Source organism: Bradyrhizobium barranii subsp. apii (assembly GCF_011516635.5).
GTDB classification, from domain to species: Bacteria; Pseudomonadota; Alphaproteobacteria; order Rhizobiales; family Xanthobacteraceae; genus Bradyrhizobium; species Bradyrhizobium barranii.
Window position 1 is genome coordinate 2,896,912 of record NZ_CP096255.1, and the last position, 20,782, is coordinate 2,917,693.

The 20,782-nt window shown below is 62.0% G+C and carries 18 protein-coding genes and 3 pseudogenes; 7 read left to right on the forward strand and 14 right to left on the reverse strand.

Annotation, left to right across the window (positions count from 1 at the left end):
- Positions 1–3 precede the first annotated feature (3 nt).
- Positions 4–459, reverse strand: a complete 456-nt coding sequence (locus HAP41_RS13820) for a (2Fe-2S)-binding protein (RefSeq protein ID WP_166100991.1) — start codon at positions 457–459, stop codon at positions 4–6.
- 507 nt (positions 460–966) lie between these two features.
- Here HAP41_RS13820 and trpC point away from each other — a divergent pair.
- Positions 967–1,590 (forward strand): annotated as a pseudogene (trpC, locus tag HAP41_RS13825) (indole-3-glycerol phosphate synthase TrpC); the annotation flags it as partial.
- Positions 1,591–1,603: 13 nt separating this feature from the next.
- Here trpC and HAP41_RS13830 read toward each other — a convergent pair.
- Positions 1,604–2,550 (reverse strand): IS630 family transposase gene (locus HAP41_RS13830; RefSeq protein WP_166055883.1). Its coding sequence is split into 2 segments (ribosomal slippage): positions 1,604–2,211 and positions 2,211–2,550, totalling 948 coding nucleotides; the frame shifts between segments, so codons are not numbered across the junction.
- Between the two features lie 79 nt (positions 2,551–2,629).
- Here HAP41_RS13830 and HAP41_RS13835 point away from each other — a divergent pair.
- Together HAP41_RS13835 and HAP41_RS13840 are read left to right on the forward strand one after the other, a co-directional pair.
- Positions 2,630–2,869 (forward strand): annotated as a pseudogene (locus tag HAP41_RS13835) (indole-3-glycerol phosphate synthase TrpC); the annotation flags it as partial.
- A 664-nt stretch (positions 2,870–3,533) separates the two neighbouring features.
- Positions 3,534–4,808, forward strand: coding sequence for an IS256 family transposase (locus tag HAP41_RS13840; protein ID WP_166064748.1), 1,275 nt, complete (start codon positions 3,534–3,536; stop codon positions 4,806–4,808).
- 246 nt (positions 4,809–5,054) lie between these two features.
- On the opposite strand, the gene HAP41_RS13845 is transcribed toward HAP41_RS13840, so the two are convergent.
- Positions 5,055–5,363, reverse strand: coding sequence for an MHS family MFS transporter (locus HAP41_RS13845; RefSeq protein ID WP_166100978.1), 309 nt, complete (start codon positions 5,361–5,363; stop codon positions 5,055–5,057).
- 4 nt (positions 5,364–5,367) lie between these two features.
- On the opposite strand from HAP41_RS13845, the gene HAP41_RS13850 reads away from it, so the two are divergent.
- From HAP41_RS13850 to HAP41_RS13860, 3 genes are all read left to right on the forward strand, one after another.
- The gene (locus HAP41_RS13850) at positions 5,368–5,580 is read left to right on the forward strand and encodes a hypothetical protein (RefSeq protein ID WP_166100975.1); all 213 of its coding nucleotides are present in this window, start codon (positions 5,368–5,370) and stop codon (positions 5,578–5,580) included.
- A gap of 267 nt (positions 5,581–5,847) precedes the next feature.
- The gene (locus HAP41_RS13855) at positions 5,848–6,585 is read left to right on the forward strand and encodes a sensor histidine kinase (RefSeq protein WP_166100972.1); all 738 of its coding nucleotides are present in this window, start codon (positions 5,848–5,850) and stop codon (positions 6,583–6,585) included.
- Positions 6,586–6,672: 87 nt separating this feature from the next.
- On the forward strand, positions 6,673–7,299 hold the full coding sequence (locus tag HAP41_RS13860) for a response regulator (protein WP_063981767.1): 627 nt from the start codon (positions 6,673–6,675) through the stop codon (positions 7,297–7,299).
- 523 nt (positions 7,300–7,822) lie between these two features.
- Here HAP41_RS13860 and HAP41_RS13865 read toward each other — a convergent pair.
- A pseudogene (locus HAP41_RS13865) lies at positions 7,823–8,635 on the reverse strand (efflux RND transporter permease subunit); the annotation flags it as partial.
- Between the two features lie 100 nt (positions 8,636–8,735).
- Here HAP41_RS13865 and HAP41_RS13870 point away from each other — a divergent pair.
- Positions 8,736–10,010 carry an IS256 family transposase gene (locus HAP41_RS13870; protein WP_166064748.1) on the forward strand — a complete coding sequence of 425 codons (1,275 nt, stop codon included), beginning with the start codon at positions 8,736–8,738 and terminating at the stop codon, positions 10,008–10,010.
- Between the two features lie 32 nt (positions 10,011–10,042).
- On the opposite strand, the gene HAP41_RS13875 is transcribed toward HAP41_RS13870, so the two are convergent.
- The 10 genes from HAP41_RS13875 to HAP41_RS13920 form a co-directional block, all read right to left on the reverse strand.
- A complete protein-coding gene (locus tag HAP41_RS13875) occupies positions 10,043–12,154 on the reverse strand; it encodes an efflux RND transporter permease subunit (RefSeq protein WP_414643376.1) in 2,112 nt (703 codons plus the stop codon).
- 133 nt (positions 12,155–12,287) lie between these two features.
- Positions 12,288–13,532 carry an efflux RND transporter periplasmic adaptor subunit gene (locus HAP41_RS13880; protein ID WP_166100963.1) on the reverse strand — a complete coding sequence of 415 codons (1,245 nt, stop codon included), beginning with the start codon at positions 13,530–13,532 and terminating at the stop codon, positions 12,288–12,290.
- Positions 13,533–13,567: 35 nt separating this feature from the next.
- Positions 13,568–14,053: a DUF992 domain-containing protein gene (locus HAP41_RS13885; protein WP_071911293.1), complete on the reverse strand. Its 486-nt coding sequence runs from the start codon at positions 14,051–14,053 to the stop codon at positions 13,568–13,570.
- Entirely contained in the window at positions 14,054–14,653 is a 600-nt protein-coding gene (locus HAP41_RS13890; protein WP_063981771.1) for a hypothetical protein, read from the reverse strand. It lies immediately after the preceding gene.
- Positions 14,650–15,786 (reverse strand): AI-2E family transporter, encoded by a 1,137-nt coding sequence (locus HAP41_RS13895; RefSeq protein WP_063981772.1) that lies wholly within the window; start codon positions 15,784–15,786, stop codon positions 14,650–14,652. Before HAP41_RS13895 ends, HAP41_RS13890 begins: the two co-directional genes overlap by 4 nt.
- 51 nt (positions 15,787–15,837) lie before the next feature.
- Complete coding sequence (locus HAP41_RS13900; RefSeq protein WP_071911297.1) at positions 15,838–16,074, reverse strand: hypothetical protein; 237 nt, start codon at positions 16,072–16,074, stop codon at positions 15,838–15,840.
- A 232-nt stretch (positions 16,075–16,306) separates the two neighbouring features.
- On the reverse strand, positions 16,307–16,504 hold the full coding sequence (locus tag HAP41_RS13905) for a DUF6894 family protein (RefSeq protein ID WP_166100952.1): 198 nt from the start codon (positions 16,502–16,504) through the stop codon (positions 16,307–16,309).
- A gap of 212 nt (positions 16,505–16,716) precedes the next feature.
- A complete protein-coding gene (locus tag HAP41_RS13910) occupies positions 16,717–18,063 on the reverse strand; it encodes an IS5 family transposase (protein ID WP_166053956.1) in 1,347 nt (448 codons plus the stop codon).
- A 407-nt stretch (positions 18,064–18,470) separates the two neighbouring features.
- The gene (locus tag HAP41_RS13915) at positions 18,471–19,697 is read right to left on the reverse strand and encodes an IS91 family transposase (RefSeq protein ID WP_166053869.1); all 1,227 of its coding nucleotides are present in this window, start codon (positions 19,695–19,697) and stop codon (positions 18,471–18,473) included.
- A 20-nt stretch (positions 19,698–19,717) separates the two neighbouring features.
- A complete protein-coding gene (locus HAP41_RS13920; RefSeq protein ID WP_166100944.1) occupies positions 19,718–20,578 on the reverse strand; it encodes a tyrosine-type recombinase/integrase in 861 nt (286 codons plus the stop codon).
- Between the last annotated feature and the right edge of the window lie 204 nt (positions 20,579–20,782).

Sequence of the window (20,782 nt, forward strand, 5' to 3'; positions counted from 1 at the left end):
ATCTCAAACTCCAGCAGCCAGCCTGATCGCGGCGCGGATGCGCTGATAGGTGCCGCATCGGCAGACATTCCCCGACATGGCGGCGTTGATGTCGCCATCCGTCGGCTTCGGCATGTCTTTCAGGAGCGCCGCCGCCGACATGATCTGGCCGGATTGGCAGTAACCGCACTGCACCACCTCGAGTTCCAACCACGCCTTCTGCAAGGCTGCGCCCTGCGGCGTCTGGCCGATCGCCTCGATCGTGGTGACCGCGCTGTCCCCAATGCTGTCGATCGTTGTCTGACAGGAGCGGACCGCCTGGCCGTCGACATGCACAGTGCAGGCGCCGCACAGCGCCTGGCCGCAGCCGAACTTGGTTCCGGTCAGGCCGAGTACATCGCGCAGCACCCACAGCAATGGAACGTCACCGTCGACATCGACCTCATGGGGTGTACCGTTGATTTTCAACGTGAATGCCATGCGTGCCTCCTGAGCGCGTTGGGAGTGAGGAGTGAGTGGACGGGCACCCACGCATTGTTAGTCCTCGACAGGATCAAGTCGCCCGATGCGGCCTATTCCGGCAGATGCGACGGATTGAGGTTGCGCGGGGCGTTACTCGATGCATCTCGCGATAGCGACGCCCATTGATCGCAGCGCGGGACGAAATCTTCCAATAGCCGGCATGTATGGTTTCCATAGCAGCGGGGAATACTGCTGCGATGGTGCTGTCCGCCAAAGGCATCGCACTGCGCGGCGAGCGGGCGCGGGCTCATTCAGGTTCGACAATTGCTTCCAAGAGCGAAACTGACGCGCGCATTTGGCGCATTGATCGGCGGCTCGAGCGTTCTGAACGAGCTCGCGCATGCGTACCAACGCGAAGGGCTAATAAAGAGGAAGTGAGTAAGCGTCGATAATGATTGATTTGTACCGATCCGCCGAAACAAGGCAGATGGTCGAATGACAGGTAAGTCCACGAACAGGTCGATGATGTCAGACATCTTGAAGAAAATCGAAGCCTATAAGCGCGAGGAGATTGCCGCCTCCAAGCGTGCTCATTCCTTCGCGAGCATCGATGCACGCGCCAAGGCGGCGGCGCCACCGCGCGGCTTCGTCCGCGCGATCAAGGAAAAGCATGGCGGCGGTGACTATGCGCTGATTGCTGAGATCAAGAAGGCTTCGCCATCGAAGGGCCTCATCCGCGCCGATTTCGATCCGCCGGCCCTGGCAAAGGCTTACGAGGCCGGGGGCGCGGCCTGCCTCTCGGTGCTGACCGATACTCCGTCGTTCCAGGGGCATCTCGACTTCATGGTTGCGGCACGCGCGGCGACCAATCTGCCGGTGCTGCGCAAGGATTTCATGTTCGACACCTATCAGGTCGTCGAAGCCCGCGCTCACGGCGCCGACTGCATCCTGATCATCATGGCCGCTCTCGATGACGCTGCCGCCAAAGATATTGAGGACGCCGCCATCGCGCTTCAGATGGATGTGCTGGTCGAGATCCACGACCGAGCCGATCTCGAGCGGGCGCTGAAACTCCGCTCGCCGATGGTCGGCGTCAACAATCGCAATCTCCGTACCTTCGAGACCACGCTCGCGACCAGCGAGGCGCTAGAGCGTTTTCCGATCACGTTGCGTCGTAACCAGCCGCGACGAGATAATTTTGACATTCCTCGGGTGAGAAGCGTTTGAGAGCGTTGGCGATTGCTTGCCAGAGATCGGGCATGGTGCGGGCTGCGGCGGCCCGCAACAGCGCTTTCAGTTTGGAGAAGGCCATTTCAATCGGGTTGAAGTCTGGACTGTAGGGCGGAAGATAGAGCAGGCTAGCTCCGACCGCCTGGATGGCCTCTCGAACGCCATGGACCTTGTGAGCGGGCAAGTTGTCCATGATAACGGTATCGCCCGGCCGCAGCGATGGGGCGAGCAATTGCTCGACGTAGGCCAGGAAAGCGTCGCCATCCATTGGACCGTCCAGAACAAGCGGCGCGATCAGACCGTCGGAGCGCAATCCAGCGGTGAACGTCGTCGTCTTCCAATGTCCGTGTGGGATAGCTGCACGACATCGCTCGCCGCGTGGCGAGCGCCCGTAACGCCGCGCCATTTTGGTGTTGGCGCTGGTTTCGTCGATGAAGACGAGACGCTCAGGGTCAAGGTCGATTTGCCCTTCGAACCACTCCTCACGTGCGGCATTTATATCGCCGCGCCGTTGCTCGGCGGCGTGCGCTGTCTTTTTTTAAGTGTGATCTTTCTGCGCTGGAAAAAACGCCAGAGCGACGCGATGCCAGTCGATATTCCATGACGTTTCAACAGTTCTCGCAACTCGGCAAGCGTGATATCCGGCCTCGCTGTCACCGCCTCCAGAATCAATTGCGAATGCGCTTCGATGCGCTGCGATTTGCGGTCACCGCCCTGGCGTTTAGGAACGATGTCGCCAACTTTCTTGAGGCGAGCGCGCCAGCGGATCGCACTGGCCGCGCTGACACCAAAGCGCTCAGCAGCCTGTCGACAGGACATGCCACCGTCAATCGCGGCTACCACCCTTTGGCGAAGATCAACCGAAAGCGCCCTGGCCATACATGCTGGCCTCCCTCGCCAGCATGCAGCTTGAATCTGACTCGCGCCGTTTTGGGAATCCCCACCCGATTCTTTCCGGTCGGAAAATGCTCTAGCGCCGCTTATCCCGGAGGAGCGGCTGATGGTCGGGGAAAGCGGCATCTTCACGCCGGACGATCTGACCAGGCTCGAGCGTGTGGGAATGTCGACCTTTCTGGTCGGCGAGAGCCTGATGCGCCAGCCCGATGTGACGGCGGCAACCCGCGCGCTGCTGGTGCGGGACACGCCGGCGACGGCGGCGGGAATACGTTCCAGCCGAGTCGCACCATCCTCTCAATAGGCGACTGCATCTGGGGGGCTGCTGTGGGTCCCCGACTTGAGCCTAACGTTCGACGAGCTGCCGGGTTCAGGCGGACGATCGGAGGGAATATCGCAGATTTGCGTCGTGTGTGGAAAGGCGGTAGCGGTCTCCTGACTCGAACCCCGACGCTAGTCGTTGACGCACCTGCGTTAAGACGGGTTACGCAGGGGCCGTTGTCGTTAGTAGTGCGACGAATATGAGGGGCAGGTGGAGGCGCGAAGGCGGCTAATGACTCCATGCCTTCATAGTGCCGCGAAGCCACAGCGCCGAGACTTGCCCGGTTAGCTGACCACCGATTGACCACCGAACCGCCCTGAACAAACAGCGATAAAGGTGGTCAACCAGGAGCGAAGTTCACTGTTTTTGTTGAACTTTTCGGTTGCTACTTACGTTCGGGACGCAAGGGGCGCGCGTGCTGGGCGCGCGATCAAGCGATTTACATTTCGGCCATAACGTATTGATTTTGCTAGTGCTGTTTTGGTTGCCTTTTACAGCTAAGTGCCTGAAATCTCTTTTAGAGAATGAGACTCTTAATCAGCGGGTCGGGGATGTCCCGGGTTCTGTTGAATTTCTGAAGAGGTCGGCGTTGCCCACCTTGAGCCGGTAGGCTCGGGGTGCTGATTCCACAAAGGAGAGCAACGCCATGACGAGAGATATCACACCGGCTGGTTGGCCGGCGACCGGGGCTGTGGAGAAATCATTTGCGGAAGTGCGAGCGAGCTTCGATCGGTTCTGCCTTGCGGCAGGAATCGAGGCGCTCGGCACGATGATGGAGGCGGATGTGACAGCGGCCTGCGGGCCGCGCCACGGTCGTGATGCGGCGCGGCGGGCGCACCGTTGGGGCCGAACGCGGGGGCGGATCGGTTTCCACGGCGGCAAGATCGAGGTCGATCGCCCGCGGGTCCGGGGCATGGACGGCCGCGAGGTCACGATCCCGAGCTGGGAAACGGCGGCGCAGGAGGACTGGCTCGGTCGCTGGGCGATGAACCTGATGCTGATCAATGTGTCGACGCGCCGGTTCGGCCGCGCCGTCCGGCTGCCCGAGGGTGACGTGCCGGCACCGCCCGGATCGGGGATTTCGAAGTCGGCGGCCTCGCGGAGGTTCGTGGCTCTGTCGGCGGCGCGGCTGGCCGACTTCATGGCTGCCGATCTGTCCGCGCTCGACCTTCTGGTGGTCCAAATCGACGGGCTGCATCTCGACGACGATCTCGTGCTGGTGGCCGCGATCGGGGTTGACGGCGAAGGCAACAAGCATCCGCTGGCGCTGGTGGAAGGGGCGACCGAGAATGCAGCAACGGTTCAGGCCCTGCTGGACAACCTGGTCTCGCGCGGGCTCGACCCGACGGTGCCAAGACTGTTCATCGCCGACGGCGCGAAGGCGTTGTCGAAGGCGATCCGCCGCACCTTCGGTTCGGCCGCTGCGATCCAGCGCTGCCAGATCCACAAGGCGCGCAACATCATGGAACGCCTGCCGAAAGAGCATCATGCGGCCACCCGCCGGGTGCTGCGCCAGGCCTGGGAGCTCGATGACGCCGACAAGGCTGAAAAATTGATCCGCAATCTCGCGCGTCGACTCGACCAGCAATGGCCCGGCGTTGCGGCCAGTATCCTCGAAGGCCTCGACGAAATCCTGACTGTCGTCCGGTTGAAGTTGCCGAAGGAGCTTCGCCGATCGCTCGCCTGTACCAATATCGCCGAGAACATGATGGGCACCATTCGCCGCGTCACGCGCAACGTTAAACGCTGGCGGGATGCCGGTATGGCCTTGCGATGGGTCGCGGCCGGTATGATCGAGGCCAACAAGGGCTTCCGACGATTGAAGGCGCATAAGCAATTGTCGGTTCTGCGTGCGGCCCTTCAAGCTCACCACGATCGCATGACAATCAAGTCCGTTGCCCACGTCACGAGGGCTGCGTAATATTCATTCCGGCAACGTCGACCCGACGTAGTTCAACAGCGATCGGGACATCCCCCAGCGGGTCCCAGGTTCGAGCCCTGGTGCGCCCACCATATCGAAAGCCCTATTAGCGCAGGGTTTTTCCATTTCAGGCGACAGAGCAAAGCGCGTATCGTGCGACGCTTTTGGTGGTCGGACATCGCACCGTGTGTCGACTTGGCGATGTTCGCGAGATGTTCTTGCTGGTTCGCATCACCGTCGCGCTCGTCATCTCGCATGGTCGCCAGTATCGTCCATGACTTGTCGCACGCCCACAAGAGCGTCGCGTTTTGTCGCAGTTGTGACGTTTCGCTGGCCGACGTCGAGGATGTCCCTGGCGAGATAGGCGCACCAAAACGCTGCCAGCGCCGTGACCATCATGTAGACCGAGACTGGCCAGCTCGCGTCGCCACTCCACTGCACCAGCAGCGTCGAAATCAGTGGCGTAAAGCCGCCGCCGACAGCGCCGCTGACTTCTTTTGCGAAGACGAGACCAGTGTAGCGGATCCGCGTGTCGAACAGCTCCGAATAGAACACCGCGATGGATCGGGAGATCGATGCGACGCCGAAAGACAAGCCGACGATGCCTCTGTTGATTTCCGAATTACGGAATTTCAAAGAGGTGGCCCGGGCGGAATATGGAAAGACGTCTTACCTAAACAGCGGCGGACTGTTCTGCGGCGCAACACCCTCGCCGGGCCGCTCGATTGCTGCCGCCGCCGTCAAGCGGGCGATGACACAGCGTGCAGATTGACGGACGCGTCTTCATAATCGCGTTTTCGCCGACCCGCATGCTGCTCCCTACCTGCAGCTCCTTGATCTGAATCAGGGAGCATCGCGCCAAATTTGGGATGCTCGGCACACGACGGGGATTGGCTGCCTAGAGGATTTCTACGTAGTGGCTTATACTGATTGCGTGGTCGGTGTGTCGCGGCGGTAGGCTAAATTTATCGGAGAGTTGTCTGCATATGCCAGGAAACTAGCGGTGCGAAAGTTAGCACCGGAGGAAGGCGAGTGTATCATGTCCCTTCAGGAGACACCGGTCAGCCGACATGTTCGGAATGCCTCCGGAGGATCGAGGCATGCGCGCAAGGCGAATTCCGAACGGCTCGCTCTGCAGGAAGAAGTTCATCGTCAAATTGCTTCGGAGCTTCACGATTCAACGTGCCAGCATCTGGTGGCGGCGAGCCTCATTCTGATGCAAGTAAGGAGTGCGCTAGGCGATCCTCTGAAGGCGACGAGACATTGCGATCAGCTCGACATCTCGATCGATCGCGCTATGAAGGAATTGCGGTCTCTCACATATCTGCTTCACCCTCAGGACCTGTTTGAAGGAGGGCTCAGGACGACAATCGAGCAATTCGCAGAAGGCCTCGCAGCCCGAACGCCGCTGAATATTGAGGTCTCGATATCGTCCGCGGTCGACGGCCTGCCATACGGGGCGCAGCGAGCGTTGCTGAGAATTGTTCAGGAGGCCCTGACGAACGTTTACCGCCACGCCAAGGCGACACAGGTCGTCATAACTATCGGGATGAGGGACAGGAAGTTCAAGCTCGAGGTCCGAGACGACGGACAAGGCATGGTCGCTGCAGATGGCGCATGCCGCTTTCGTCCGTGGGCACCCGGAGCGGGAATCCGTATCATGCGAGCTCGATTGCAAGAGATGGGAGGGCAGCTTGAGATATTATCGGCACCCACAACGCTGCGGCGCGGTACCATCCTGCGCGCGACCTTTCCATGCGCTCTTGCGCGCGAGTGAGATGGCCCGGTTGGAGATGCTGCTCAAACGCAGCGCCCATAGCTCGTCCAGGTTCTCTTGCGACAAGATCATCGAGGCAGCCCTCTCATGAAACGAATTCTCATTGCTGATGATCATGATGCTGTTCGATCCGGGCTACGGGCGGTCCTCGAGCAGCGGCCGGGTTGGATGATTGTCGCCGAGGCGTCCGACGGAAGATCGGCATTTGAGGCTGCTCTCAAAGAGCGGCCCGATGTTGCGATCGTCGACTTCTTCATGCCGCGCATGACGGGACTGGAAATAACTCGAGGAATAAAAAAACATCTCCGCGAAACTGAGGTGCTGATCTTTACCGCGCACGAATCCGGAGTGCTGGCTCAAGAGGCGCTTCAGGCGGGTGCGCGCGCGTTCCTGGTCAAGTCGGACGCAAACAAGCTGCTGTTGGCTGCCGTTGAAGCGCTAATGGCACGTAAGCCATTCGTTGGCGGACGATTTTGTGGTCAGTCGGGTCGAGAAGACGAAGCTGGCGAGGGGCATGTGAAGCTGTCTCCGCGAGAGCGGCTCGTTGTCAAGCTCGTGGCCGAGGGGTACAGCAACAAGGGCATCAGCGCGATGCTGAGCTCAAGCGTGAAGACCACGGAAACGCATCGGGCGTCGGCCATGGGAAAACTGGGGGTCAATTCGATAGCTGGACTGGTCCGCTACGCGATCAGAGCTAAATTGATTGAAGAGTGAACGAAATCAGCGGCTGCCGGCCCGCCGCGCTTCGCAACCGATCGCGGCGGTGAAGCAGAGCTGATCGCTGCGGAAGCGCAGCTCTGTCCTTTCCCTTCAGCAAGGGGATCGCGGACGGTCACCTCCACCGCCACCCGCAATGGCGGCGACCGCGATGCCACCAGCAAACCCAACGGCGCCTGCGCGGTCGCGACCGCCCCCAACCGGGGCCATGCGGAGGACCCCACTGCGCCTGCGTTGCTAGATCCGTGGTTATCGCGGCCCGTCCCAGATTTGCGGCGACCGGCATAGCCTCCGCTGACGCAATGAAACGAACGCCGATTGCGCCGACAGCTGCGGCGGCGACGGCGCCCTGCGCAAGACCAAGGAAGGCACGACGTGTGGGAGCGTTCATTGTTCTTCTCCTCTCTTCTTGTTACGCAGTTTCAAGCACGGACAACGGTAGCGGGGAACGGCAATGTCGGCATCCGTCGAAACCCTGAGCAACAGGCTCGGAGTATTCGCGCCGTCCTGGATACTCGGGTCACGTGGTTTGCGCCGGGACCGGTCGTGCCTTCGCGCGCTCGCGCAGGCGTTGAAACGTGACGTAGAGCATCGGCACCATAAAAATCCCGATTGAGCTTGCGGCGAGCATGCCGGCAAAAACAGCGGTCCCGACCGCCCTGCGGCTCAGCTCGGCGGCGCCGGTTGCGAGTACGAGCGGGAGGAGTCCAAGAATGAAGGCAACCGAGGTCATCATCACCGCGCGGAACCGCATATGCGCCCCCTGGATCGCGGCCTCCGCAAGCTCTGTGCCGGCTTCCCGTCGTTCCTTCGCGAATTCCACGATCAGGATGCCGTTCTTGGCGGCAAGCGCGATCAGCACCACGAGGCCAATCTGGCCGTACAGATCGAGATTGAGGCCGGCGATTTTAATACCGATATATGAGCCTAGAACGCCGACAACGACGGAGAGCAGCACCGGGATCGGGATCACCGTGCTCTCATACAGCGCCACCAGGAACAGATAGGCGAACAGCACGGCGAGCGCGAGCACCACCCCGGTTTGTCCTGCTGCCTGTTGCTCCTGATAGGCGGTGCCGGTCCACTCGAAACTGTAACCTGCAGGCAGCACGTTGTTGGAGATCTCTGCCATCGCTGCCATCGCGGTGCCGGACGAGACGCCTGGCGCCGGGCTGCCGTTCACCGTCACTGAACGATAATTGTTGTAGCGGGTAATGACCTGAGGCCCGGTTACGATCTTGATGCCGGCGAGCGACCGCATCGGAACCATCTGACCCGTGCTATTGCGGACATAGATGCGCCAGATATCGGAAAGGTCGGCGCGATCGAGCGCCGGGGATGTCCCGGGTTCTGTTGAATTTCTGAAGAGGTCGGCGTTGCCCACCTTGAGCCGGTAGGCTCGGGGTGCTGATTCCACAAAGGAGAGCAACGCCATGACGAGAGATATCACACCGGCTGGTTGGCCGGCGACCGGGGCTGTGGAGAAATCATTTGCGGAAGTGCGAGCGAGCTTCGATCGGTTCTGCCTTGCGGCAGGAATCGAGGCGCTCGGCACGATGATGGAGGCGGATGTGACAGCGGCCTGCGGGCCGCGCCACGGTCGTGATGCGGCGCGGCGGGCGCACCGTTGGGGCCGAACGCGGGGGCGGATCGGTTTCCACGGCGGCAAGATCGAGGTCGATCGCCCGCGGGTCCGGGGCATGGACGGCCGCGAGGTCACGATCCCGAGCTGGGAAACGGCGGCGCAGGAGGACTGGCTCGGTCGCTGGGCGATGAACCTGATGCTGATCAATGTGTCGACGCGCCGGTTCGGCCGCGCCGTCCGGCTGCCCGAGGGTGACGTGCCGGCACCGCCCGGATCGGGGATTTCGAAGTCGGCGGCCTCGCGGAGGTTCGTGGCTCTGTCGGCGGCGCGGCTGGCCGACTTCATGGCTGCCGATCTGTCCGCGCTCGACCTTCTGGTGGTCCAAATCGACGGGCTGCATCTCGACGACGATCTCGTGCTGGTGGCCGCGATCGGGGTTGACGGCGAAGGCAACAAGCATCCGCTGGCGCTGGTGGAAGGGGCGACCGAGAATGCAGCAACGGTTCAGGCCCTGCTGGACAACCTGGTCTCGCGCGGGCTCGACCCGACGGTGCCAAGACTGTTCATCGCCGACGGCGCGAAGGCGTTGTCGAAGGCGATCCGCCGCACCTTCGGTTCGGCCGCTGCGATCCAGCGCTGCCAGATCCACAAGGCGCGCAACATCATGGAACGCCTGCCGAAAGAGCATCATGCGGCCACCCGCCGGGTGCTGCGCCAGGCCTGGGAGCTCGATGACGCCGACAAGGCTGAAAAATTGATCCGCAATCTCGCGCGTCGACTCGACCAGCAATGGCCCGGCGTTGCGGCCAGTATCCTCGAAGGCCTCGACGAAATCCTGACTGTCGTCCGGTTGAAGTTGCCGAAGGAGCTTCGCCGATCGCTCGCCTGTACCAATATCGCCGAGAACATGATGGGCACCATTCGCCGCGTCACGCGCAACGTTAAACGCTGGCGGGATGCCGGTATGGCCTTGCGATGGGTCGCGGCCGGTATGATCGAGGCCAACAAGGGCTTCCGACGATTGAAGGCGCATAAGCAATTGTCGGTTCTGCGTGCGGCCCTTCAAGCTCACCACGATCGCATGACAATCAAGTCCGTTGCCCACGTCACGAGGGCTGCGTAATATTCATTCCGGCAACGTCGACCCGACGTAGTTCAACAGCGATCGGGACATCCCCCGAGCGCCTCCCCCTGCACGTTGACCTGCCAGGTACGTCCATAGAGGTTGAAATTGTTGACGTAGATGCCGCCCAGCGTCGCCTGAAGGGCCGTGAAGATATCGCTGATGGTCACGCCAAGCGCCTGCGCCTTACGTCGATCGATGTCGAGATAGATCGATGGATTGGTCGCGGTGAAGGTCGAGAACACTCGCGTCAGCCGCGGATCGGCATTGGCCGCTCCGATCAACGCACCCGTGACACTGGAGATCGCGGCGGGGCTCTGTCCTTCCAGCGCCTGGAGCTGGTACTCGAACCCGCCTGAGGTGGAGAGTCCGATGATCGGCGGCATATTGAACGGCAGTACATTGGCCTGCCGGATTTGTGCGCCGGCTGCGTAAGTCTGCCGGATCAACGCCTGCACCGAATCCGCGGCCGCCTTGCGATCGGCAAACGGCTTGAGGCGCGTCCCCACCAGCGCGCTGTTGGGCTCGGACGCCCCGTCAAGCAGGGAGAAGCCGATGATGGCCAGAACATGGTCGACGGCCGGCATCTCCTTCAGGACGTCCTCGATCTGCTTGGTGACTTCACTGGTCCGCGCAACGGATGCACCGTCCGGCAACTGCACCGAAGTGAAGAAAGCGCCCTGGTCTTCCTCGGGGAGGAACCCCGTCGGCGTCAGGTGCGACATCCCGAAAATGCCGGCTGCGAACACGGCGACCAGGATGAGGGAGAGACTGGCCACGCGCAGCAGCCGTCGTACGCCGCTGCTATAGCGATCGCGGATCCAGTCAATGCCGCCAAGAACGTGGCCGATCATGCCGCGCCGGGGTCCAGTATGCCGCAGGAACAGCGCGCACAAGGCGGGCGACAAGGTCAGCGCATTCAGTGCTGAAATCATCATGGCGGCGCTGATCGTCACCGCAAATTGCCGAAACAGCGTGCCGGAAATGCCAGGAATGAAGGCGATCGGAACAAAGACGGAGAGCAGCACCAACGTGATCGCGATGATCGGTGCCGTGATCTGCGTCATCGCCTTCTTGCTTGCCTCGACTGGCGAAAGATCCGGTTCCTCCTCCATCACTCGCTCGACGTTCTCCACGACGACGATGGCGTCATCCACGACGATGCCGATGGCGAGCACCATCGCGAGCAGTGACACGGTATTCGCGGAATAGCCAAGCATCAGCAGCACCGCGAAGGTGCCGACCAGGCTGACCGGTACGGCAATGGCTGGTATCACCGTGGCCCGAAGATTACCGAGGAACAAATAAACCACGATCACGACCAGGACGAAGGCCTCTCCCAGTGTCCGCAGAACCTCCGAGATGGTGTCCCGTACGAAGCTCGTGGAATCGTACTGCACGAGATAGCTCAACCCCGTCGGGAATCGCTTCGATAGCCGCTGCATCGTCGCTGCGACCGCCTGCGCCGTCGTCACGGCATTGGCGCCCGGCGCCAGATAGATCGCGAGAGGCACCGCGGCGCGCCCGTCGATCGGCGCTTCGCTGTCGAGGTTCTGCGCGCCAATCTCGACCCGGGCGACGTCCTTGACTAGCAGCGTCGAACCATCCGGGTTGGCGCGCAGCACGATATTGGCGAACTGGTCGACCGTCGCGAGCCGTCCCAGGGTCTGGACGTTGAACTGGAATTGCTGGTCGTCGCTGATTGGACGCGCGCCGATGCGGCCGACCGGCGCCTGGACGCTTTGCGTTCGAATTGCCGCGATCACGTCCGAGGGCGTGAGATTGAGGCTGGTCAGCCGCTGCGTATCGAACCAAATCCGCATCGAGTAGTTCATCTTGGCGAACAGGTGAGCTTGGCCGACACCGGGCGTGCTGGAGATCGCATCGAGTATGTTGATGATCGCGTAGTTGGTGATGAACAGCGGATCTTGCTGACCGTCGGCACTGTAAAGCACCAGAAATTGCAGGATCGCCGACGATTTCTTTTGCACGGTCACGCCCTGCTGCTGCACCTCGGTGGGCAATTGCGACAGCGCGCTCTGCACCCGGTTGTTAACATTGACGGTGTTGATATCGGGATCGGTGCCAAGTGCAAATGACACCGTCAAGGTGTAGCTGCCGTCGTTGCCGCTCGTCGATTTCATATAGAGAGCTCGGTCGACGCCGATCACTTGCGCTTCGAGCGGTTGAGCGACGCTGGCCTGGCGCAATTTCCGGACATTGTGCCACCGGTCGTGGAGATCGCAAGTCGCGGGCGATCGATGAACACGGCGGACATCATGGCTTTTTGTCCCCCGGGCGCGGATCAGTTGAACCGCCATGGTCTGGCTGCGAAGGCGCGTCGCCTGTGCCGGCCTTCATGCTCGACTGGATCAGCGCGCTCGCCGGGCCCGGAGAAACCGCCTGACCTGGACGAACTCTTTGCAGGCCTTCGACGATGACCTTGTCGCCCGCCGCGAGGCCGCTGATGACGGAGGCGATAGTGGGCGTCGATTGCCCCAGCTTGATGCGGCGTTGTTCGGCCTTATCGCCGGCGCCAACGGCGAGGACATAGTCACCCTGCTGGTCGGACAGCACCGCCGAACGCGGGACCGCCAGCACTTCGATGGGCTGGACACCTTCCAGCAAGACCGTGACGAACTCGCCGTCAGTCAGTTCGTGAACGGTTACGCCCGCGGCGGACGGCGCGCGCAGGATCGGGTTGGCGATCTCGCCGCGCACGGTGATCGTGTCCGTGTTCTGGGCGATGGTGTTGTCGACAAAATCCAGCTTGCCGGACTTGCCATACATGCGGCCATTGGGCAGCCGCAGCCGGATCACCACGGCTTCCAAGCCTCCCTGCGGACCATAGCGTTCGCGTAGTTCGAGCCCCTGGCGCAACGGCACCGGGAAGGTGACGTACATCGGATCCTGGCTGACGATCGTGGTCAGGACGCCCGAGCTGGGACCGACGACATTGCCTTCGGTCACGGCCGTACGTCCGATCTTGCCGTCGATCGGCGCGCTGATCATGGTGTAATCGAGGTTGATCTGTGACGCATCGACTTGTGCCTGCGCGGCCTGGACCTGGGCTTCCAGGCTGCGTTGGTTGGCGATCGCCGCGTCGTAGGTCGATTGCTGACCGGCCGGCCCGCTGAGCAGCGTACGCGCCCGGTCGGTCGTCAGCTTGGCGTTCTCGAGCATCGCTCGGAGCTGGGCCACCTGCGCCTGCTTTGACGCGAGATCGGCCTCGAACGGACCGCGCTCAAGCCGGTAAAGCGGGTCGCCCTTGTTGAGCTCGGCACCCTCGACGAACAACCGCTGCTCCAGGAATGCGGTGACGCGAGCCACGACATTGACGCGATTGACCGCCTCGATCCGCCCGAGAAATTCGTTGGTCTCGGTGATCGGTCGTCTGATCGCTTCCACGATGCCGACAGCGGGCGGAGGGCCTGCGGCTGGCTGTGTCCAGCCCGTGCCGCCAGCGATGAATGTCAGGAAACCCGCCGCCAGCATCCTGACCGAGACGTCCGCAAGGTCCATTTTCCGCTCCTTGCTCCGGGGGGCGGGACAAGCCGCTATCCCGGTCCGCGCGGGCCGAGTGTCAGGTTCGTAACGCCTGCCGCAAGGTTCAATCCGATCGATCGCTCGATCGACAGAGGCTGGAGCGTAATCGTCCGGCGAGAGCCTCCGATCAGAACGTTCGCTCCGAGACCGGGGCCGAACGCGACATTGCCGCTCGCCCCCACGTAGTTCCCGCGCAGCGTGCCGGGGCCGACGCGCGAGTTCCTGGCGAAGACGGCCCATGAGAGGGTTCCTGCGCTGGTCACGCCGATGTCGAGACCAACGCGCCTGATCCGTCCGTCGTAGACGTACTGCCGGGCCGGGCGTCTCGTGATGAATATACAACGAAGCTCCTGCGCGGAGCCAAGCACCAGCCCAACGCGCGGAGTGCTGGTGCATACGAGCCGGCCGACCCTGAAGGCCTCGGCGCGTGCGGGCAGGGCGTCGGCGCACATCAAGGCGGATCCAGAGATGATCGCAAGAAGCAGGTTAATGCGCATTCAGGCCTCCATTTGACTTCCGGTGTCGGTGGGCGAACTCCCTGGGCTGCGATCCTGGCGAAGCCAGAACGTGATGCCGAGGCCGATCAGCAGGACGGCGCCCAACAGGAAGAAGATGATGGATTGCTGTAACCAGGATATCGCCGGAACCGTGACGCCCATCGCAAGGCCGAGGAAGGCAATTTGCGGCGACAGAAGACTGACGCCCGCGAGGAAGGTGCCGAGCGCAAGTAACGTGAGAAGGACGAGGCTGGTTGCCGGCGTCGGCAACAATTGCTGAACGCCTGACACCAGCATGATGTTCATCGTGACCAGGACGGCAACCCAGTGCAGCGCCTGGGTCCAGATCAGTCGCCACCGGGCCTCCTTGCCATCGACCTCCGGCCATTTGTTGATGACGCACACAACGCCGATGGCAAGCGCGAGAAATTCCCAATAGCCAACGAGAGGCTGGTGAGAGGCGTTGGTATAGGCGACGCCCGCGACGGCGAGCACCAGTGCGATGATGTAGGGAAGTTGCTGCCACAGAAAATGTGTCATCCGCGCGTGCGCCGGGGATGGCTCCATTCCATTGTTCCGTTCGGCTCGAATCTCGCTCATGGCGCGCCCATTTGCGATGGTCCCTTGTTGGACATGCGACCGCTGCTATCGCCGAGGTAATCCTCGACGTAGAATCTAATGATCGCGACCCGGCCGACGGCGACCAGCGGCATGGCGAGTGCGATACCCATCACGCCTAGCATTGCGCCCAACAGTACGATCGCGACCAATGTCCATGCGGGAGGAATTTCGACCGCCTGGCGCTGGATCAACGGGCCTATCACATAGCCCTCGATCGATTGAATGATTGTGTAGATGACGACGGCCCAGATCAGCAGCGATGCGCCGAGCGGCATCGCGACAAGCGCGATCGGGATCGCGGCAAGGATGGGTCCCAGATACGGAACGAAGTTGGAAAGGCCCGCCTGCAGCCCAAGCACGAAGGGGCCGGGAAGCCCGATCAGATAGAGCGCGACCCACACGCACAGTGTCATTAGGATGATGCGGATCAGCTGTCCGACGAACCACAGCCGCAGGACGTTTCCCATCTCGTTCATTACGGCGCGTGTTCGGGCGCGATAGGAAGGCTTCGCCAGCATCACCAGACTCTCGCGATGGCTGGTGGGATCAAAGGCGAAGAGGATACCGAGGAACGCGATCACCAGCACACCGGTCAGAAAGCTCGACGCTCTGCCAACGACGAGCTGGGCGTGGCTGAAGAACCGGCCTTGATCGGACAGCAGCCATTGCGCAAAATCGCGCCCCGATTCCGGACCAAGCAGATCGACGCCGTAGGTCAGAAGGCGTTGCTGCAAGACGTCGAACTGGGTGTCCATGACCTTCAGCAGGATGCGTGTTTGCTCCGGCAGCTTGCCGCCTCCCCAGACGAGGCCTAGTCCGACCAAGGTGGTGAGCAGCAGCAGCACGAATGTCAGCCGCCAGACACGATTGAGTGGAATTAGTAGCGCCAGTGCGCGTGCGGCGGCATCCAGAAAGGCAGCAAACAGCACGCCTGCGAAGATGATGAGGAGACTCGAGGCGGTTTGCCATACGAGGAAGAGAGCAACGCAAGTGGCGAGCAGGGCGAGACCCGTTGCGAGAAAGCCGCGCCGCCTGTCGGTCATGCCCTGGTCTGGAGGCTCGCGGACCACGACCTCGCGCGGTTGCTCTTGTCCTGTCCTCACGTCGCTCATCGATCAGATGTCTCGGCGGCGGATTGCAATGACGAACTGTCGCGCCCGGGCTCAGGTGCGAACACGGCGGCTGCCATAATGGGGATGCGAGCCGCCACGATGACGCCAGTAGCGATGCTTGGTGGGGTTCGTATTCGTATTTGGCGCGGCGGTGCTTGGGGCAGGTGTCGTGACCTGCTTTGGCACGGATGCGGCCGGATCGGTCGTCTGCGCCTGGGAACTGGTCGACTGCGCGGTCGCAATCGATCCGGCAAGGATCAAGGCACCGCAAATGGTCCGGACATTCATGTTTGTCTCCAACTGACCCACAACAACACTTCAGATCGAGATAGCGCCGACGGCCAACGCATAGACGCGGACGCGTGCGGCGAGCCCTCAACCCCGGAGATGAGGTGGGCGGAAGGGTCGAATTTGAACGGGGTAGGCCGGCCACCCTCGGTTACGAGACTAGAGGCAGCTTCTCGGTCGGCGCATCAGGGATTCTATGTAGAGGGCGAGGCAGGAAATCGGTCGACCGCCTCTAATGAGGACTTGCCGATCCGGGCGCAGCGGCCGGGGTGACCAGCACGAAGCTCGCGCGGAACAACTCGCCTGCCTTGGCGAGTTCAGTCGCGATATGCCTGGCCTGCAGAACGGTGGCGTCATGGTCGGCGCACTCGCATCCAATTCCGTCCGGACAAAGGCCGTTTTTGTCGACGATGTGAAAGAAGTAGCGCATGCGAACGGATTAGGCCGGTGCGTGACCAGCTTCCAGTGACAACGGTGTAAGAGTCCAGGCAAAAAGGATGAGAAGCCTGGGGCAACCCAAGGTTACGTTTCGGTAAGTCGCTCTGGCGGATACGGGTATCCCGAGATAGGGTGATATATCTTCCGGCGCTCGGGTGATCATCCGATGTCCCCGCAGGGGCCGGACCGCTAGCTTGTCGTCCGTTAAGAATCCGAATTGAGCGGGATGGGACATGTGAACGTGCGCCATATCCGGATCAGGAACAGGTCCAAGAAATCTCTCAGCCAGGCGAGGATGCGGCGGAAGTTGTGGCCTACGGCGGAGAGGACGACGTTGGCGGCGTCTCCTGCGCGGCCTTTGAGGTAGCAGCGCCCGAGGTGACCTTCGGCCTTCAGGTGTCCGATGATGGGCTCGATGGCGGATCGGCGGCGCAACTCGCGCTTGATGATCCCGAAGACGCCGCGCTTCTGGCCGGAGATGAAGACGCGACGTGGATTTTGAGCGTCGTGGCCGCGATACCCCTTGTCGACATAGGCCCGCTCGATCGGACAGCCGGTGAGTGCCTCGGTGCGGTCGATGACGTCGCGCAGGGTGTGACCGTCATACGGATTATCGGGCAGCGCCCTGACGTGTAGCACGAACAGACCGCCGGGAGCTCGGCGGTTGTTGGTGACGATGGAAGCCTTGACGCCGAACTCGTACGGCGCGGAGGCCTTGCCCTTGCCGATGCACTCCACCTCCGGGGCATGGAAAGAATAAAGCTTCCAGCCGCGTTGGCGCTGCTGCTGCGAGCGGATCTGGCTGGCCCGGCCAAGCGGAAGGGCGAACGCCTCCTCCAGGGCTGGCTGGCCGTCGATCTTGCGGCGGATATCGCGGATGATCCGGCCGAGCCTTGAGCGCAGGATACGCAACTGCCGCTGATGCCGCCTGAATTGTTTGGCATGGGCGTAGCGGCCCGCCATCATCGCGGCGGCCTTGGCGATCCGAGAATAGGACTGCCGCAGCCTGACGCCGTGCCTTCTCGCCAGGCGGTTGAGCCCCTTGATGGCCGCATGCAGCAGCTTGGCGTCGGTCGGAAAGGTGATGGCCTTTGGCTGCACCGTGGTATCGACCGTGACCCGCTTGAGGTCCTGGCCGCGTAACGCGCCGGCCTCGTGCGCCACCCGCAGGCTCTCGGCCAGCAGCAGTTCCAGCTTGTCGCCGAGCCGCTTGCGCCAATGGCTCAGGTCCGATCGCTCGTGCGGGAAGGCGTGCTGGAAGAACTCTTCGCCGGTGAAGTACTGGAAATACGGGTCGTGGACCCAGCGCTCGCAAATCCCCTCATCGGACAGCCCGTAAATCTGCTTGAGCAACAGCAGCCCGATCATGAAGCGGGTCTCGATCCCCGGCCGGCCGTTCTCGCTGTAGAGCGGCGCGATCTCGCCGTCGATCCAGTCCCAATCGATCTTGCCGGCCAACAGAACCAGCTCGTGCTTCAGATTGATGATCTGGTCCAGCCGCGCCCGGAACAGGTCGTTCGATCCCGTCGTCTTGTGCTTCTTCGGTCGCATCGTCCCCTCCGATGCAACACAGAATCATGGTCCGCTGCGAAAGGGAATCTGGAGGGTTCTGTGAGGTCGCGCTCACGCGAGGGCGCGGCAGGCGCTTATGACGCGACCTCATTGAAGCCGGATTGAACGAAGGCGCGGGAGGCTATTCGCGGTTTTGCAGCTATGGGGATTGTTCGAGATCGCCATGCCCGATCTGCTGGCTCGGCGCGTGAGGCAGAGACACAGGAGTGCGCATCCTGGAAGAGTTGAGATCAGACGCGCTTCGCCTGAGATCGCGATAGGCCTTTTGCTGCATCGGACGGTTGTTGTCGCGCAGTGTGACAGCACGGATTCGACATCGTCCGCGATGATCGAGACGCTGGGAGCGAAATGACGAATGATGATCGTCGTGCACGACATGACTTGGCTCACGATGTGTCGCATCGGAACGGTGATGTTCGAGGGCTGGGGCGTCTGAAGCTATGTCGAAAGCGCTCAATGATGCGCATGACGCCACCACAATCGGGACAGGCAGGAACCTCGGCCCAGGTTTGAGCCTCCGAATCCACAGGCGACGGCTGGCCATCGTTTGGGGCTGTTCGCTCATGATCGAGAAGTTCGCGGCAAAGGGCGAGCTTGGCAGCGCGATGGCGGTTGGCCATGAAGCCGAAGTGGCGGATGCGGTGGAAGCCGTCAGGCGGCGTATGAAGCAGGAAACGGCGAATGAACTCATCGGGCTTGAGATTCATGATCTTTGTCGCGCTGTTTTGGCGATAGTCCTTCCATGAGAAGGCGACATGATCGTCGTCGAGTGCGACGAGCCGGCTGTTGGCGATCGCGACGCGATGGGTGTAGCGGCCGAGATAGGCCAGGACCTGTGCGGGTCCGCCGAAGGGCCGCTTGGCGTAAACAACCCAGTTGATGCGTCGCATGGCGTCGAGGTGGGCCGCAAAGGCAGCCGGCTCGGCCAGAGCTCCGAGATCGCCGAAGAAACGCAAGGCACCGGAGTTGAAGGCTGCCGACAGACGTTTGAGAAAAAGTGTGCGAAATAGTCTGGACAACGGTTTGACGGCCAGGAAGAAGTTCGGTCGGCAAGCGGTCCAGCGCGCGCCATCGGGCGAGAGGCCGCCACCCGGAACGACGCAATGGACGTGGGGATGATGCATCAGCGTCTGTCCCCAGGTGTGGAGGACGGCGACGCCGCCGATCGCACCGCCGAGCCGGCGTGGATTGGCGGCGAGCGTCGTCATCGCCTCGGCGGCAGCCTTGAACAGGATGGCATAGACGACGGCCTTGTTCTGGAAAGCGATCGCGGCGATCGGTGCGGGAAGTGTAAAGACGACGTGGAAATAGGGAACCGGAAGCAGGTCGGCTTGACGCGCGGCGAGCCACGCGGCTCGGGCTCTCCCCTGACACTTCGGACAGTGCCGATTGCGGCAGGAATTATAGGCAACGCGTGTCGTGCCGCAGTCGTCGCAAGCCTGCATGTGGCCGCCGAGCGCCTCGGTCCGGCACGCAACGATCGCGCTCATCACGCGCCGCTCGACCCGCCCCAGATGACCGGCATGTACACGGCGATAGGCGTCGCCATGCCGGCGCAGAATATCGGCAATCTCGATGGCGGGCCTGTTGGAGCGGATGTCGGAGCGGGTCATGACCCGCATCCCGCTGCGGGTCATCCAGGTGGCGCCACCTCCAGCGACAGGCGATCGAGCGGGCTCTGCGTCGCTCGGATCGTATCGGTGGCGACCTGCGTGTAGCGCGCTGTCGACGACAAATTATTGTGCCCGAGCAAGACCTGGATGATCCGGATATCGGTTCCGTTCTCGAGAAGATGTGTCGCGAAGCTGTGGCGCAGCGTGTGCAGCGTGACGCGCTTGGTCAGGCCCGCAGCCTTCACCGCCGACCGGCAGGCGGCATGCAGCACGGTCTGATCGATCGGATGATCTTCGTCACGACCAGGGAACAGATAAAGCCGCGGCCGGGCGAGCCGCCAGTAGGTGCGCAGGATGCCCAGCAGCTGGGGCGACAGCATCACGTTGCGATCCTTCGCGCCCTTGCCGTGGCGCACCTGGATGACGCCGCGGGCGCTGTCGATGTCTTCGATCCGCAGTCCCGCAACCTCCGAGGCCCTGAGCCCGGCCGCATAGGCGGTGGTGAGCGCGGCGCGGCTCTTCAGGCTCGATACCGCTTCAAGAAACTGAACCACTTCGTCGGCGCTGAGAACGACCGGCAGCTTGCGCGGTTCTCGCGCATAGGGAATGCGCTCTGGGATGAGCGCCTCGCCGAGCGTGACGCCGTAGAAAAACCGTAGCGCACAGACGATCTGGTTCAGCGCCGGCCATGAGATGCCGGTCGAGACCAAATGCACCTGGAAGGCGCGGACGTCTTCCAGCTCTAACCGGTCAGGCGATCGGCCAAAATAGCGGCTGAACTTCGAAACCGCGCTGATGTAGGATCTTTGCGTCGCCGGCGACAGATTGCGGACGGTCATGTCTTCGATCATGCGGCGGCGAAGAGGGCTCAAATCGGCCATCTCGATACTCCTGTCTGAGGGGGTGGGCTCCAACACCCACATCCTCTCAGCCAGGAGGCGATCTATGCCACCTTGCCCCCTACGCCGCGGCAGCGGCTTCGTTCAATCCACAATCGAATTTGCAGGCTTTGGCGGTCTTTACCTCCCAATCCCTGCAATCTCAAACCGTCTCAAATCCGAAAAACAGACTCTCGCTCAATCGCT

Bases quoted from the DNA above. Each gene is read 5' to 3' on its own strand.
- HAP41_RS13895 (WP_063981772.1), bottom strand. From the start codon at position 15,786: ATGAGCGACGTGAGGACAGGACAAGAGCAACCGCGCGAGGTCGTGGTC.
- HAP41_RS13890 (WP_063981771.1), bottom strand. From the start codon at position 14,653: ATGAGCGAGATTCGAGCCGAACGGAACAATGGAATGGAGCCATCCCCG.
- HAP41_RS13855 (WP_166100972.1), top strand. From the start codon at position 5,848: ATGTCCCTTCAGGAGACACCGGTCAGCCGACATGTTCGGAATGCCTCC.
- HAP41_RS13905 (WP_166100952.1), bottom strand. From the start codon at position 16,504: ATGCGCTACTTCTTTCACATCGTCGACAAAAACGGCCTTTGTCCGGAC.
- HAP41_RS13900 (WP_071911297.1), bottom strand. From the start codon at position 16,074: ATGAATGTCCGGACCATTTGCGGTGCCTTGATCCTTGCCGGATCGATT.
- HAP41_RS13820 (WP_166100991.1), bottom strand. From the start codon at position 459: ATGGCATTCACGTTGAAAATCAACGGTACACCCCATGAGGTCGATGTC.
- HAP41_RS13870 (WP_166064748.1), top strand. From the start codon at position 8,736: ATGACGAGAGATATCACACCGGCTGGTTGGCCGGCGACCGGGGCTGTG.
- HAP41_RS13860 (WP_063981767.1), top strand. From the start codon at position 6,673: ATGAAACGAATTCTCATTGCTGATGATCATGATGCTGTTCGATCCGGG.
- HAP41_RS13885 (WP_071911293.1), bottom strand. From the start codon at position 14,053: ATGCGCATTAACCTGCTTCTTGCGATCATCTCTGGATCCGCCTTGATG.
- HAP41_RS13875 (WP_414643376.1), bottom strand. From the start codon at position 12,154: ATGAAATCGACGAGCGGCAACGACGGCAGCTACACCTTGACGGTGTCA.
- HAP41_RS13840 (WP_166064748.1), top strand. From the start codon at position 3,534: ATGACGAGAGATATCACACCGGCTGGTTGGCCGGCGACCGGGGCTGTG.
- HAP41_RS13850 (WP_166100975.1), top strand. From the start codon at position 5,368: ATGGATCGGGAGATCGATGCGACGCCGAAAGACAAGCCGACGATGCCT.
- HAP41_RS13880 (WP_166100963.1), bottom strand. From the start codon at position 13,532: ATGGACCTTGCGGACGTCTCGGTCAGGATGCTGGCGGCGGGTTTCCTG.
- HAP41_RS13920 (WP_166100944.1), bottom strand. From the start codon at position 20,578: ATGGCCGATTTGAGCCCTCTTCGCCGCCGCATGATCGAAGACATGACC.
- HAP41_RS13910 (WP_166053956.1), bottom strand. From the start codon at position 18,063: ATGCGACCGAAGAAGCACAAGACGACGGGATCGAACGACCTGTTCCGG.
- HAP41_RS13915 (WP_166053869.1), bottom strand. From the start codon at position 19,697: ATGACCCGCTCCGACATCCGCTCCAACAGGCCCGCCATCGAGATTGCC.